Raw genomic sequence first — 14,058 nt, forward strand, 5'->3', positions numbered from 1 at the left:
GTGTTCCCCTCGGGTGTTGGCGAGAGGTGTGCCGATCAGGCGCGTTCATCTCCAGTTACAAGGCCGCAAGGTGGATTAAATCGACGACATCATTACCGCGATTTCATTACAACAGTGACAGTAATGGAGTTTACAGCGATGAAATGATCAGACGCTCATCTTCTTTATTGCTTTTACTTTCCGCAACGGCGCTAACGACCGCGCCTGCCTTCGCGCAGGACGCGCCTTCGGACGCCGTCGAGGATATCGTCGTCACCGCCCGCCGGATCGAGGCGCCGATGTGGGAGGTGCGGCGCGGCGACAGCGTCCTGATCCTGGTCGGATCGATCGACGGTTTGCCCAGGAAGATGGAGTGGCGCACCGACGCTCTCATCTCAGCGGTTGATCGTGCCGACCGCGTCTTATTTCCCGTCGAGGGGCGCGCCTCGCTGGCCGATGTGGGCCGGCTGATCTGGCGGTTTCGGACGCTGACCCGGTTGCCGAACGGGCGCACCAGCGCCGACTATCTGTCCCCGGACCTTGAGGCCCGGGTCGAAAGCCTGACAGGCGAAGGCCCGACCCGCGACAGCATGCTGATCCTGTCGGGCGATCTGATGGAACTGGGCGGCTACAGCAGTGGCGGCCGTCCGGTGTCCGGCCTGGTCCGTCAGGCGACGCGCGCCAATCGCACGCCCGCTGAACCCGTCGGCATCTTCAGGGGTGACGAGCTGATCGAAAAGGTTCTGACGACGCCGCCGGAACGTTATCTCGACTGCATCGACGCAGCGGCGACGGCGGCGGAAGCCGGGGTCGAGGCCGGCGCGCAACGTGCGGAGAACTGGCGTCTGCGCCGGATTCCGGCGGTGTTGGAATCGCCCTTGGAAAAGGCGGCGACAGCCTGTTCCTACTGGTCGGTGATGGCCCAGGCGACCGATCTGCGTCGGATATGGAATACGGCGGTGGACGAGGCGCTGACCGAGGACGGGGTCACCGTCGCCATCGCGCCTTTGCGGCTGTTGGCCGAGCCGAACGGCGTGTTGGATCGGCTGGAGGAGGAGGGGCTGGAACCGATCGGTCCCGAATGGCGCCCCTCCGCTTCCGCGCGATCCGACCGCTAGACTTAGTTGCGGTTCGGAACGGCGTCGCGTGCGGCGTCGCCGATGTTCTCGGCGGCGTTGCCGACGCTTTCGGCCGCGCCGGCGACGGCGTTGGACTCGATCGCGTCGTTGCGGTTCATGTTCATCAGGAAATAGCCGATCACGAGCACGGCCAGGAGGCCGACGATCAGGGCGACGATGGCGCCCATGCCGCTGCCGCTGCGGCGCTCAACAACTGTCGTCGGGGCGGCGCTGCTTTCGCTGATGCGCTCAACGCGGCCATCGGGATGTTCGACGGTACGTTCGGTGGTCATGGTGTGTCCTCTCCAGTGATGGCGGGGAAACACCCGTTGCAGCCATACGGTTCCGCTGGGCTAGACGGCCGTGCCGCCGACAGTCAGACCGCCGATCTTCAAACTGGGCTGGCCGATGCCGACGGGCACGCCCTGTCCGGCCTTGCCGCAGACGCCGACGCCCGGATCGAAGGCGAAGTCGTCGCCGACCATCTGGATCTTGGTCAGGGCCGTCGCGCCGTCGCCGATCAAGGTCGCGCCGCGGACGGGTGCGGTGATCACCCCGTCCTCGATCAGATAGGCCTCATTGCACTGGAATACGAACTTGCCGTTGGTGATGTCCACCTGGCCGCCCGAGAAGTTGGCGGCGTAGAGGCCGCGCTTCGTATTGGCGATCATGTCGGCCTTGGAATCCTTGCCCCCTTCCATGAAGGTGTTGGTCATGCGCGGCATCGGCATATGGGCGAAGGACTGGCGCCGGCCGTTGCCGGTCGCGGCCACGCCCAGCTGCCGCGCCGACAGCCGGTCGTGCATCAGGCCGACCATGATGCCGTCCTCGATCAGGACGGTGCGCGAAGTCGGGGTGCCCTCGTCATCGACCGACAGAGAGCCGCGACGCCCGGCGATGGAGCCGTCGTCGACCACGGTGACGCCGGGCGCGGCGACGCGCTGACCCATCATGCCGTTGAAGACTGAGGAGCCCTTGCGGTGGAAGTCGCCCTCGAAGCCGTGGCCGATGGCCTCGTGCAGCAGTACGCCGGGCCAGCCGGCGCCCAGGACCACGTCCATCTCGCCCGCCGGACAATCGACGGCATCCAGATTGACCAGGGCCTGACGCAGGGCCTCGTCCACCTGGGCCTGCCAGCGTTCGGGCGCGACCCAGGCTTCGAACCCGGCCCGGCCGCCGGCGCCGGACGAGGCGCTTTCGCGCTTGCCGTTCTGCTCCACGGTGACGGAGACGTTCAGCCGGACGAGGGGGCGAACATCGCGCACCGCCCGTTCGTCGGCGCGCAGGATTTCGATGGCGCGACGTTCGCCGATCAGGGAGGCGGACACCTGAACCACGCGCGGATCACGGGCGCGCGCCCAGGCGTCAATCTCGGCCAGCAAGGCGATCTTGTCGGAGAAGGCGGGCGAGGCGAGGGGATCGACCTCGCCATACAGTTTCTGATTGGTGGCGCGGGGCCCTTCGGCGACCCGGGCCTCATGCCCCTGTTTGGCTAGGGCCGCGCTGTCGGCGGCGCGACGCAGGGCGGCGGCCGAGATTTCGTTGGCGTGGGCGTACCCGGCGGTCTCGCCCGCCACGACCCTGAGGCCGAAGCCCTCGGTGGCGTCATAGGCGGCGGACTTCAGCCGACCGTCGTCGAACACCAGGCTCTCGCTCTCGGACCGCTCCAGGAACAGTTCGCCGTCGTCGGCGCCGGCCAGGGCCGTCTTCAGGATCGACAGGGCTTCATCAGTATCGACGCCGGCGGCGTCGAGGATGGGTGGCGGGGAGGCGTGAACGGTCATGGCCTCTAGGTAGGGGCTGAAGGCCGTTTCGTCACCTGCCCCGGCGCGCGAAACCGCCGATCAGTCCAGCGGCTGGGGCCGCGTCACCACCGGGCCGTCGGGATCGCTGCTCGACGGACGTGCAGCGGTCGGGGCGGGCGTCGGGGCCGTCGGCACGATCACCAGCGGTTCGGTCGTGACGGTCGGCGCCGGCGTGGACGGGGCCGGGGTGGCCGTCGTCGGCGCACGCGTCGTCGGTTGCGTCGTTGCGGCCGGCGTCTGGGTCTGGGCCGGGGTCTGCGTGCGGGGCGCGGCCGTCGTCGCGCGCGGCGTCGTCGTTGCCGGCGCGGAAGCGGCGGGGACGGGCGGCGTCGTTGTTGTCGTCGCGGCTGGCGCGGGCTGTTCGGTCGCGACGACAGGGGCGGCGTCGGCGGGAACCGTATCGGCCGGCGGGGCGGTCAGAGGCGCATCGGCGACGACGGCGGGCGTGGACGTCGCCGGGGTCGAGGCGGGACGCATCGCGAACCACAGGCCGCCTCCGGCGACCAGAAGGGCGACGACCCCGAGCCCGACATAAAGCGGCAGGCGCGAGGTCTTGGCGGGGGCACGGGCGAAGCGGGGCGTGATCGGCGCAGCCGCAGGCGAAACAGCGGGTTTGGCCGCGACTGCTGGGGGGGCGGCGACAGGTTCGGTTGCGACCGGCTTCGGCGCAGGGGGCGGCGTCGTCTCGGGCGCGGGCAGGGGCCGCACGGTCAGATCGGGTTGAGCGGCCGGCGCCGGCTGCGGCCTGGGCTGCGGCGGCGTCGGAGCCTGGGGTTGAGGCTGGGCTTGGGCCGGGCGCGCCGTCGGGATCAGCGAACCGCCGAGGATGCTTGCCCCCTGCGGACGGGGCGCGGGACGCGGCGTCGGATTGGCGGGCGCGGTCTTACCCTTGGCCGGCGCGACGCCGGAGGCCAGGCTCTGGGTGTGGATCGAGGCCTGCTGCTGTTGCGGCGTGGGCTTGCGCGGCGGCGGATTGGGAATGCGGTCCAGCGGATTGGGCGCGACCGGCACCGGCCCGACGTGGAAGGTCGTCGCGGGCATGCGCCCCCAGGTCACCGGCTTGCGGGCGAAGGGCTGGGGCGGGGTCTTCTGGTCGTCGGACATGGTCTTCTCAATCGCTGGCGATCTGGCCCGTTTCGTGACGGATCAGTTCTTGAGCCGGTAGCCGGTCTTGAACATCCACATGACGATGCCCAGGCAGACGGCGAAGAAGGCCAGGGTGGCGGCGACGCTGACGCCGATGGCCACATCCCCCTGACCATAGAAGGCCCAGCGGAAGCCCGAGATCAGATAGACCACCGGGTTGAACAGGGTCACCGTGCGCCAGCCGTCCGGCAGCATGTCGATGGAATAGAAGGCGCCGCCCAGGAAGGTCAGGGGCGTCACGACCAGCATCGGGATCATCTGGAGCTGCTCGAACCCATTGGCCCAGACGCCGATGATGAAGCCGAACAGGCTGAAGGTCACCGAAATCAGGATCAAGAAGGCCATCATCCACACCGGATGCAGGATTTGCAGGGGCACGAAGAAGGCCGCCGTGCCCAAGATGATCAGGCCCAGCACCGCCGACTTGGTCGCCGCCGCGCCGACATAGGCCAGCACGATCTCAAGCGACGACACCGGCGCCGACAGGATCTCGTAGATGGTCCCGGTGAACTTGGGGAAGTAGATGCCGAACGAGGCGTTGAAGATCGACTGTGTGAACAGGCTGAGCATGATCAGGCCCGGCACGATGAAGGCGCCGTAGGGCACGCCGTCCACCTGTTGCATCCGGCTGCCGATCGCGCCGCCGAAGACGACGAAATACAGGGCGGTGGTGATCACCGGGGTGACCACGCTCTGCCACAGGGTGCGCAGCGCACGCGCCATTTCGAAACGATAGATGGCCCAGACGCCGTATCCGTTGAAGGTCATGCCGCGGCTCCGTTCTGGTGGACCAGGCTGACGAAGATGTCTTCCAGCGAGCTCTGGCGGGTGTTCAAGTCCTTGAAGCCGATGTTCAGCGCCTCAAGCCGGCGGATCAGCGACGGCACGCCCGTGTCGTCGGCGTTGGCGTCGAAACTGTACTCCAGCTCTCCGCCTTCGTTCTTCAGCGTCAGGTCCCAGTCGGACAGGTCGGCGGGCAGGGCCCCCAACGGCTCGATCAGGTTCAGTGTCAGGGTCTTCTTGCCCAGCTTCTTCATCAGGGCCGACTTCTCCTCGACCAAGATCAGTTCGCCCTTCAGGATCACGCCCACCCGGTCGGCCATTTCCTCGGCCTCCTCGATGTAGTGGGTCGTCAGGATGATGGTGACGCCGCGTTCGCGCAGCTTTCTGACCATGGCCCACATGTCGCGGCGCAGCTCGACATCGACCCCGGCGGTCGGCTCGTCCAGGAACAGGATGTCCGGCTCGTGGCTCAGGGCCTTGGCGATCATCACCCGCCGCTTCATCCCGCCCGACAGGGTCATGATCTTGGCGTCGCGCTTGTCCCAAAGCGACAGGTCCTTCAGCACGCCTTCGATGAAGGCGGGGTTCGGCGCCTTGCCGAACAGGCCCCGACTGAAGGTGACGGTGGCCAGCACGGTTTCGAAGGCGTCGGTGGTCAGCTCCTGCGGCACCAGACCGATCTTGGTGCGGGCGGCGCGGAAATCGGATTGGATGTCATGGCCGTCGGCGACCACCGTCCCGGTTGTGGGCGTGACGATGCCGCAGACGATGGAGATCAGCGTGGTCTTGCCCGCGCCGTTCGGGCCGAGCAGTGCGAAAATCTCGCCCTTGTTGATCGTCAGGTCGATGCGCTTCAGCGCCTGATGCCCCGACTTGTAGGTCTTCGTCAGGCCGTCGATCGCGATTACGGGCATGGGCGTTCCTCTCCGGCGGACGCGGCGGCGCGGGCCGGGTGTGGCGGCAATATGGCGTGGGCGGTCGCCGACTCAAGGGGCGCCAAGTCGTTGTTAACCCGATTGTCGCACGGTCAGGCCAGAGTCGAGTTTTGGCAGGAGCTTTCGTGCCGTCCCTGTCCGTCGCCCACCACGCCGCTCTGAAGGCGATCGTCGAGGCGTGTCCCGATGCGTCGCTGGCGACGCTGGGCGCGGCGGTGGCGGCGCTGAAGGGCGACAAGGCGGGCGAGCTGGCGCTCATCGTCGCCGAACAGTCACGCGATCGCACGCGTCGCGACACCGCCTTTGGACCCTTGTTGCCCCTGTTTCAATCCCGCGCGGACGGCGTGCCGGCCCTGGTCTTTCCCCATCATGTCTTGAGGCGGGTCTGGCGCGAAGCCGTGCAGGGAGAGGAGGATTTTCTGCCGCTTTTGGATGGCGCGGTCACGGTCGACGGCGAATGGACCCTGGCCGCCGACCGGCTGTGCGCCAAGGCGGCGGCGGTGCTGCGCGACCGGCCCGGCGACGTCTGGCCCGACTTCAAGCCACCCACCGACGACCAGCCTCCGTCGACTCCGGTCGAACTGGCCGGCTGTTTCGATCTGACGCCTCTGGCCCGCAGCGCCCTGCCGCGTCTGCCCGTCTGGCTGGAACGCCCTGACGACAATCAGCTGGCGGGGCTTCGGCTGCTGATGGAGGACTGTATGACGATGTCGCCGGACGGCGGGCGGCGCATGATCGACATCCTGTTCGCCCATGTGGCGGACGCCGAGCGGATGCTGCGGGTCGTGACGCGGACCAGCCGCTTGGCCGACCGCGAAATCACCCTCAGCCATTCCGACATGGGCGTCTTCGTCGAGCGGCTGCTGACCTCTGTGCAGGCGCGGGTGCAAAAGATCGCCGCCGTTGTCCGTTCGTCGCTGGGAGAGACGGCGATGCTGGGTGCGGTTGACGACGTCAACTGGTGCGCCGGCGTGCTGGCCGAGATGGACCTGACCCTTCAGGTGCGGCCGGATTCCAGCTGGGGCAAGGCGGCGCGGATGGCGCGGGTCCAGGTGTCAGGCCAGCTTTCAGGCCTGATGAAATCCGCCTCCAGCGCCGTCCACGCCGCCCTGCCGATGAAGCGTCAGGTCATCACCGGCCGCATGACGCGTATGTCGCCCTGGCTGGAGGCGCCGGCCGAGGGCGAACCGATCGAGGCGGCGGCGGCCCTTCTGGCGGCGGTGGCGGCTCTGCGCGGCGCGGCCGTCACCTTTGGTTGCGAAGCCGATCGCTCGGGATTGAAGGCCGACCTGACCGACTACCTCTCCACCTGGTCCGACGAGGCGCTGAACAGTCTGTCGGACGGGGAAGCTGAAAATCCCGACCATGTGCTGCGCCTGATCGGGGTCGCGGCGCGGTTCCTGACCGTGATCGAGGCGCTGGAGGCGGCGCGCGCGGTCAGGCGACGCGCAGCCTCAGCGGAAATGGCGCGGCTGGGCTGAAACGACGCCTCGCCGGACGTTCGCGGATGGGTTAGACGGCGAAGATGATCGTGTTCTGGATAATGACGGGACTGGCGGCGGCCCTGGCCGCCCTGCTGGTGATGACCGGCGCGCGACGCGGCGCGGATCCGGCGGCCGGGGCCGAAACCCAGGCCGGCTCGCGCGAAATCGAGGAACTGGATCGATTGAAGGCGCGCGGCCTGCTGGACGAGGCGGCCTATGCGGGCGCGCGCGCCGAGGCGGGGCGGCGGCTTCTGGCCGTTTCGGCGACCCCGAACCCGGTGGCCGGCGCCCGCGATCGGTTCTGGGTGCTGGGCGGGATCGGCGTGACGGTCGCGGGCGCGCTGGGCCTCTACGTCTTCACCGGCTCGCCCGGCCTGCCGGATCAGGCCTATGAGCGGCGTGTCGATGACTGGGCGGCCAATCTGGATCGGCTGGAGCCGGCGCAACTGGCGGCGGTGACCGCGCGGGTCGTTCAGGAACGGCCCAAGGATCGGCAGGCGCTGGCCATGCTCGGCGCGGCCCGGTTCGCCGCCGGCGATCCGCTGGGCGCCGCCTCCGCCTTTCGCCGCCTGATCGCCCTGGAGCCTCGCGACGCCCAGGCCTGGGCGCGGCTGGGCGAAAGCCTGGTCGTCGCCAATGACAACCAGATCGGCGGCGACGCCGAGGCCGCCTTCCGCGAGGCTTTGAAACTGGACCCCGATCAGCTCGGCGCGCGCTTCTTCCTGGGGGAGGCCGCGTTGCGGCGCGGTGACGCCGTTGAGGCCCGCACCCTGTGGACGCCTCTGATCGCCGCGCTCGACCCGGCCGATCCGCGCCGTCTGGATCTGGAACGCCGACTGCCGAAGGGTGGCGCGCAATGACGCGTTGGTCCTGCGCGACGACGGCGGTATATGCCGCCGGCCCGTCCCTGGAGTCCGGAATGTCCGTCGCATGAGCTGGCTGCCCAAATCGCCTAAGGCGCGTCGCCGCCTGTGGGTCGTCGCCGCCGTGGCGCCGATCCTGGCCTTGGCGGTCGGCCTGTCGCTGTGGGCGATGCAGGACAGCGTGACCTTCTTCTATTCGCCGTCCGAGGCCACCGCCGACAAGGCGCCGGAGGGGCGCAACATCCGCCTGGGCGGTCTGGTCGAGGCCGGCAGCGTGCAAAAGTCCGGCGACGGCGTGGTCGCCTTCGTCGTCACCGACAACGCCGCCACGACCCGGGTCGTCTATCACGGCGACCTGCCCGATCTGTTCCGCGAAGGGCAGGGGATCGTGGCGCAAGGGGCCTTCGGCGCCGACCGCACCTTCCACGCCAGCCAGGTCCTGGCCAAGCACGACGAGAACTACATGCCGCGCGAGGTCGCCGACCGTCTGAAGGAAAAGGGCGAGTGGCGGCCGGACGGCCCCGAAGCGCGCTCAAGCAGGCCGCAGGCCGATAGCGCCCCGACGCGCTTATGATCGCCGAGCTTGGGGCCTTCGCCCTGGCGCTGGCCTTGGCGCTGTCGATCCTGCAGACGGGGCTTTCGGCGGCCGGCCGCGCGCGGCGCAGCCCGGTCTTGGCCGGGGCCGCCCAAGGCGCGGCTTTGGCGGCGGCGGCGGCGGTCGCGCTCAGTTTCGCAGCCCTGATCTACGCCTTCGTCGTCTCCGACTTTTCGGTCTCCAACGTCGCGGCCAACAGCCACACCGACAAGCCGATGCTCTACAAGGTCGCCGGCGCCTGGGGCAGCCACGAAGGGTCGCTTCTGCTGTGGTGTCTGGTGCTGACCGTCTTCGGCGGGGCGCTGGCGCGGGCGCGCGGCCTGCCGTTCGGACTGAAGGCCTCGGCCGTGGCGGTGCAGGGCGCGCTGGGGTCGCTGTTCCTGGCCTTCGCGGTCTTCACCTCCAGCCCCTTCACTCGTCTGGACCCCGCGCCGTTCCAGGGCGCGTCGCTGAACCCGCTGTTGCAGGACCCGGCCTTGGCCGTGCATCCGCCGCTGCTCTACGCCGGCTATGTCGGGTTTTCGGTCTGCTTCTCCCTGGCGGTCGCAGCGCTGATCGAGGGACGGGCGCAGACCGCCTTCTGGCCTGCCTGGGGGCGCTGGGTCCGACCCTGGGCGCTGGCCAGCTGGGCCTTCCTGACCGTCGGCATCACCCTGGGGTCCTTCTGGGCCTATTATGAGCTGGGCTGGGGCGGTTGGTGGTTCTGGGACCCGGTCGAGAACGCCTCCTTCATGCCCTGGCTTGCGGGCGCGGCCCTGTTGCACAGCGCGGTCGTGACCGAGCGGCGCGGCGCGCTGGCCGGCTGGACGGTGTTTCTTGCCTTGCTGGCCTTCACCTTCTCCATGCTGGGCGCCTTTCTGGTGCGCTCGGGCGTGCTGACATCCGTCCACGCCTTCGCCGTCGATCCCCAGCGCGGCCTGATGCTGCTGGCCATTCTCGGGATCACGGCCGGCGCCGCCTTCGCCCTGTTCGCCTGGCGCGCGCCCCAGCTGAAGGGCGGGGGCCTGTTCGCGCCGGTCAGCCGCGAGGGGGCGCTGGTGCTGAACAATCTGTTCCTGACGGCGGCGGCCGCGACCGTGCTGCTGGGCACCCTCTATCCGCTGATCCTGGAAGCGGCGTCCGGCGCGACCATCTCGGTCGGCCCGCCCTATTTCGCCGCCACCTTCACCCCGCTGATGATGGTCGCCTTCCTGCTCCTGCCGGCCGGGCCGCTGCTGGCCTGGAAGCGGGGCGACCTGCCCGGCGCGATGCAGCGCCTGGCCGTCGCGGCGGGTCTGGCGATCGTCGGCGCCCTGGCGGCCTACGCCCTGTGGGAGCCGAAGAAGGCCTTCGCCGCCGCCGGCATCGGCCTGGGTCTGTGGCTGATCCTTGGATCGCTGTCGGAAGTCGCCGAGCGCACCCGCCTGTTCCGCGCCTCGACGGCCGAGACGGTTCGCCGACTGAAGGGGCTGCCGCTGGGCGCCTGGGGCATGACCCTGGCGCATCTGGGCCTGGGCGTCTTCATTCTGGGGGCGGTGGTCGAAACGAGCTTCAAAGCCGAGGCCGCCCGCGCGGTCTCACTGGGCCAGAGCGTGTCCGCCGGCCCCTGGACCGTCACGCTGGACGACGTCCGCGTCGTCGAGGGACCGAACTATCTGGCCGAGCAGGGCCGACTGACCGTGCGCGCCACGAACGATCAGGGCCGCGCCAGCACCGTGACCGCCGAACGCCGCTTCTTCCCCGCCGGCGGCCAGACCACGACCGAGGTCGGCCTCGATTTCCGGGGCCTGGACGACGTCTATGTCGTGATCGGCGAACGGGCGGGCAGTCCCGAACAGCCGGCCTGGGTCGTGCGTCTGTACTGGAACCCCTGGGCGCGACTGATCTTCCTGGGGCCGATGATCATGGCGCTGGGCGGGGTGCTGTCGCTGCTGGATCGTCGTCTCAGGCTCGGGATCGGCGCGCGCCGGCGCAAGACCGCATGAGGCGCCTGGGGATCCTGTTGGCCGCGCCGGTCCTGGCGCTGATGCTGACGGCGGCCGAGCCGCCCGCGGCACCCGACCGTCCTCTGGCCGATGCGACCCAGGAGGCCCGCGCCCAGGCCCTGTTCAAGGATGTGCGCTGCGTCGTCTGCCAGCACGAGGCCATCGCCGACAGCCCGGCGGGCGTCGCCGGCGACATGCGCCGCCTGATCCGTGAGGAGATTGCGGCCGGCGCCTCGGATCAGGCCGTGCGCGACGATCTGGTGCGGCGCTTCGGCGACTATGTGCTGTTCACCCCGCCGGTCCGGGCGGGGACCTGGCTGCTGTGGTTCGGCCCGTTCGCCTTGGTGCTACTGGCCGTCGCCGTTCTGGCCCTGCGCGCACGCCGTCGTCCGGTTGAGGCCGTCCCCCTGACGCCCGAAGAAGAACGCCGGCTGGACGAAGTTCTACGAAATGAGAAGCTTCGCCGCGATCCTGACGCAACCTCGCCTCACGACGGGCGCTAGTCGAGATCAACGATCGGCGGTCGGGATTGGCGCAAAGCCGGTTCGGGCTATATCAATCGCGAAACCGGCGCCCGTCTGGCGCTGGACAAGAGGATCGCAAGGACCACGATGCTGAAGCGCAAGGAGTTCATTCTCGGGGCCGCGGCCGGCCTGACCCTGGCGGCGGCGGCGACCGCCGGCGGCGTCATCACCTGGCCCGGCGCGCACGCGGAACCGCAGGCGGTGAACCGGATCACCCCGGTCCCGGCCAACGGCGACGCCTTCACGCCCCCGCCGGGCGCGCCCAGCAGCTTCGCGACCATCTTCGACCAGGTCTCGCCCGCCGTCGTTCAGATCGACGTGACGGTCAAGGTGGACCAGCCCCAGGGCGGCGCCTTCCAGATCCCCGGCCTGCCGTTCCAGTTCGTGCCGCCGCAAGGCCGTGGCGGTCAGGGCAATGACGAACCGCAGACGACTCAAGGCGCCGGTTCGGGCTTCTTCATCTCGCAGGACGGCTTTATCGTCACCAATAATCACGTCGTCGCCGACGCGACCGAGATCAAGGTCAAGATGTCGGACGGTCGCGAGTTGCCGGCCCGCCTGATCGGCCGCGATCCCGGCACCGACCTGGCGGTGATCAAGGTCGAGGGCAACGACTTCAAATACGTCAGCTTCGAAGAGACGGCCGAGCCGCGCGTGGGCGACTGGGTCATCGCCATCGGCAACCCCTTCGGTCTGGGCGGCACAGCCACGGCGGGCATCGTCTCTGCCAAGGCCCGCGACATCGATCCATCGGGCTACAACGACTACATCCAGATCGACGCCGCCATCAACCGGGGCAACTCGGGCGGCCCCACCTTCGACATCCACGGCCGCGTCATCGGTGTGAACTCGGCCATCTATTCGCCCACGGGCGGATCGGTCGGCATCGGCTTCGCCATTCCGGCGGACACCGCCAAGACGATCACCGAACGCCTGATGCGCGGTCAGTCGATCGAGCGCGGCTATGTGGGCCTGGGTCTTCGCACCCTCAGCCCCGACGGTTGGGAAGCCTTGGGCCAGCCCAAGGATTTCAAGGGCGCTCTGATCGAAAGCGTGACCGAGGACGGCCCGGCCTCGCGCGCCGGCGTCCAGGTCGGAGACCTTCTGGTCGGCGTGAACGGCCAGGCGGTGGCGAACAGCCAGGAAGCCACCCGTCGGGTCGGCGCGGCCAAGCCGGGCGACACCATTCGCCTGGAAGTGATTCGTGACGGTCGTCGCCAGACCCTGAACGTGCGCTCAGGCACCCGTCCTTCGGAAGAGGAGCTCGCTGCGTCGGAAGAGGGCGGAAGCGCCAATCCGGGGCAGAGCCAGCCTGGTCAGGGCGACACGATCGAAGGGCTCGCCGTCACCGCGATCACGCCGGCCGCGCGTTCGCGCTTCAGCCTGCCGGCCAGCGTCAACGGCGTCGTGATCACCAACGTCGAACAGGGTTCGGCTGCGGCGCGCCTCGGCTTCCAGCCGGGCTTCGTCATCACCCGCGCCAATGATCGCAACATCACGTCCGCCGCCGATCTGCGCGCAGCGGTGGCGGCGGCCAAACAGGCGGGTCGTCCCAGCATCCTGCTGTTCGTGCGCACGCCGCAGGGCACCAGCCCGGTGCCGTTGAAGTTCGCCGCCGGCGAATGATCGGCATTCTGACCAAGCCTTAACTCGTCAATCGCCGCCGATGCGCTACCATCGGCGGCGATTTTGATTCCGGGAGGGGTTTCGATGCGGATTCTGGTGGTCGAGGATGACGCCGAGGCGGCGACCGCCATGGTGCGGGGCCTGTCCGAAGCCGGACATGAGGTCACCCACGCCGTGGACGGCGCCTTTGGCCTGCTGGAATCGCAAAAAGGCGGCTACGACGTTTATGTTGTGGACCGGATGATGCCGCGCCTGGACGGCGTCGGCATGGTCGAAACGGTGCGCAAGGGCGGCGATCAGACGCCGGTCCTGTTCCTGTCGGCCTTGGGCGAGGTCGAGGACCGGGTCACGGGCCTGAAGGCCGGCGCCGACGACTATCTGGTCAAGCCCTACGCCTTCGCCGAACTGATCGCGCGTGTCGAGGCCCTGGCGCGTCGTCGCGAGACCGGCGGGGTGCAGACCGTGCTCAAGGTCGGCGACCTGGAAATGAACCTGATCGGCCGTACCGTGCATCGCGGAACGACCGAGATCGATCTTCAGCCGCGCGAGTTCCAGCTGCTGGAGTTCCTGATGCGCCACGCCGGCCAGTCGGTGACGCGCACCATGCTGCTGGAGAAGGTCTGGGAATACCATTTCGACCCCCAGACCAACGTCATCGACGTCCACATCAGCCGCCTGCGCTCCAAGATCGACAAGGGCTTCGACCGCGCCATGCTGCAAACCGTGCGCGGGGCCGGGTATCGGTTGGAGGCCTAGGCGGCGCACGGAATTCTCCCTCCCCCTCGGGGGAGGGTGGCCGCTTAGCGGCCGGGTGGGGAGGGCAAGGCGACATGGCGATCATCGCTAAAGCCCGCGCGATGCGTAAGGCGCTCACCCCATCGGAAGCGCGTCTTTGGGTCGCTTTACGCGAACTCAGACGCGACGATTTGCATTTTCGCCGACAGGCTCCCTTGCGCGGCTACTACCTCGACTTCTTTTGTTGGTCTCGGGGTGTGATTGTGGAAGTCGATGGCGGCTCTCATCTCAGTGAAGATCGCATGCGGCAGGATAGTGTGCGCGATGCTGTTTTGGCCAGGGAAGGGCTTCTGACCTTGAGGTATGACAATCTCATGGTGCGAGATCAGTTGGCTCACGTCGTCGAAGATGTGCGCGCGCGTTGCCTTGCCCGCCCCACCCGGTCACCGCTGCGCGGCGACCACCCTCCCCCGCGGGGGGAGGGAGAAGATATCTCCTGAG

The 14,058-nt window shown here is 68.7% G+C and carries 14 protein-coding genes; 9 read left to right on the forward strand and 5 right to left on the reverse strand.

What is annotated here, in order from left to right:
* Positions 1 to 143 precede the first annotated feature (143 nt).
* The gene (locus DT343_RS15145) at positions 144 to 1,097 is read left to right on the forward strand and encodes a TraB/GumN family protein (RefSeq protein ID WP_112863518.1); all 954 of its coding nucleotides are present in this window, start codon (positions 144 to 146) and stop codon (positions 1,095 to 1,097) included.
* 2 nt (positions 1,098 to 1,099) lie between these two features.
* Here DT343_RS15145 and DT343_RS15150 read toward each other — a convergent pair whose 3' ends face one another.
* Genes DT343_RS15150 through DT343_RS15170 form a run of 5 tightly spaced genes read right to left on the reverse strand, consistent with a single transcriptional unit; the run spans position 1,100 to position 5,745 of the window.
* Entirely contained in the window at positions 1,100 to 1,390 is a 291-nt protein-coding gene (locus DT343_RS15150) for a hypothetical protein (RefSeq protein WP_017504370.1), read from the reverse strand.
* A gap of 60 nt (positions 1,391 to 1,450) precedes the next feature.
* Positions 1,451 to 2,881 carry a metalloprotease TldD gene (gene tldD, locus DT343_RS15155; protein WP_066552576.1) on the reverse strand — a complete coding sequence of 477 codons (1,431 nt, stop codon included), beginning with the start codon at positions 2,879 to 2,881 and terminating at the stop codon, positions 1,451 to 1,453.
* A 60-nt stretch (positions 2,882 to 2,941) separates the two neighbouring features.
* On the reverse strand, positions 2,942 to 4,006 hold the full coding sequence (locus DT343_RS15160) for a hypothetical protein (RefSeq protein WP_112863519.1): 1,065 nt from the start codon (positions 4,004 to 4,006) through the stop codon (positions 2,942 to 2,944).
* A 42-nt stretch (positions 4,007 to 4,048) separates the two neighbouring features.
* Positions 4,049 to 4,816, reverse strand: a complete 768-nt coding sequence (locus tag DT343_RS15165) for an ABC transporter permease (RefSeq protein WP_112863520.1) — start codon at positions 4,814 to 4,816, stop codon at positions 4,049 to 4,051.
* Positions 4,813 to 5,745 (reverse strand): ABC transporter ATP-binding protein, encoded by a 933-nt coding sequence (locus tag DT343_RS15170; protein ID WP_017504374.1) that lies wholly within the window; start codon positions 5,743 to 5,745, stop codon positions 4,813 to 4,815. The genes DT343_RS15165 and DT343_RS15170 overlap by 4 nt, the downstream gene beginning before the upstream one ends.
* A gap of 146 nt (positions 5,746 to 5,891) precedes the next feature.
* Here DT343_RS15170 and DT343_RS15175 point away from each other — a divergent pair, with 146 nt between their 5' ends.
* The 8 genes from DT343_RS15175 to DT343_RS15210 all read left to right on the forward strand — a co-directional run bounded on the left by DT343_RS15175 (position 5,892) and on the right by DT343_RS15210 (position 14,057).
* Positions 5,892 to 7,247: a hypothetical protein gene (locus DT343_RS15175; RefSeq protein ID WP_112863521.1), complete on the forward strand. Its 1,356-nt coding sequence runs from the start codon at positions 5,892 to 5,894 to the stop codon at positions 7,245 to 7,247.
* A gap of 44 nt (positions 7,248 to 7,291) precedes the next feature.
* A complete protein-coding gene (ccmI, locus tag DT343_RS15180) occupies positions 7,292 to 8,110 on the forward strand; it encodes a c-type cytochrome biogenesis protein CcmI (RefSeq protein ID WP_112863522.1) in 819 nt (272 codons plus the stop codon).
* Between the two features lie 70 nt (positions 8,111 to 8,180).
* Entirely contained in the window at positions 8,181 to 8,687 is a 507-nt protein-coding gene (gene ccmE, locus DT343_RS15185; protein WP_112863523.1) for a cytochrome c maturation protein CcmE, read from the forward strand.
* Positions 8,684 to 10,672 (forward strand): heme lyase CcmF/NrfE family subunit, encoded by a 1,989-nt coding sequence (locus DT343_RS15190; protein WP_112863524.1) that lies wholly within the window; start codon positions 8,684 to 8,686, stop codon positions 10,670 to 10,672. The genes ccmE and DT343_RS15190 overlap by 4 nt, the downstream gene beginning before the upstream one ends.
* On the forward strand, positions 10,669 to 11,175 hold the full coding sequence (locus DT343_RS15195; RefSeq protein ID WP_112863525.1) for a cytochrome c-type biogenesis protein: 507 nt from the start codon (positions 10,669 to 10,671) through the stop codon (positions 11,173 to 11,175). Before DT343_RS15190 ends, DT343_RS15195 begins: the two co-directional genes overlap by 4 nt.
* A 108-nt stretch (positions 11,176 to 11,283) precedes the next feature.
* Positions 11,284 to 12,822: a Do family serine endopeptidase gene (locus DT343_RS15200; protein ID WP_112863526.1), complete on the forward strand. Its 1,539-nt coding sequence runs from the start codon at positions 11,284 to 11,286 to the stop codon at positions 12,820 to 12,822.
* Positions 12,823 to 12,906: 84 nt separating this feature from the next.
* The gene (locus DT343_RS15205) at positions 12,907 to 13,578 is read left to right on the forward strand and encodes a response regulator transcription factor (RefSeq protein WP_017504381.1); all 672 of its coding nucleotides are present in this window, start codon (positions 12,907 to 12,909) and stop codon (positions 13,576 to 13,578) included.
* 74 nt (positions 13,579 to 13,652) lie between these two features.
* Positions 13,653 to 14,057 carry an endonuclease domain-containing protein gene (locus DT343_RS15210; RefSeq protein ID WP_112863527.1) on the forward strand — a complete coding sequence of 135 codons (405 nt, stop codon included), beginning with the start codon at positions 13,653 to 13,655 and terminating at the stop codon, positions 14,055 to 14,057.
* Position 14,058 lies beyond the last annotated feature (1 nt).

This window comes from Brevundimonas vesicularis, from assembly GCF_900445985.1.
In the GTDB taxonomy this organism is placed as follows: domain Bacteria; phylum Pseudomonadota; class Alphaproteobacteria; order Caulobacterales; family Caulobacteraceae; genus Brevundimonas; species Brevundimonas vesicularis_D.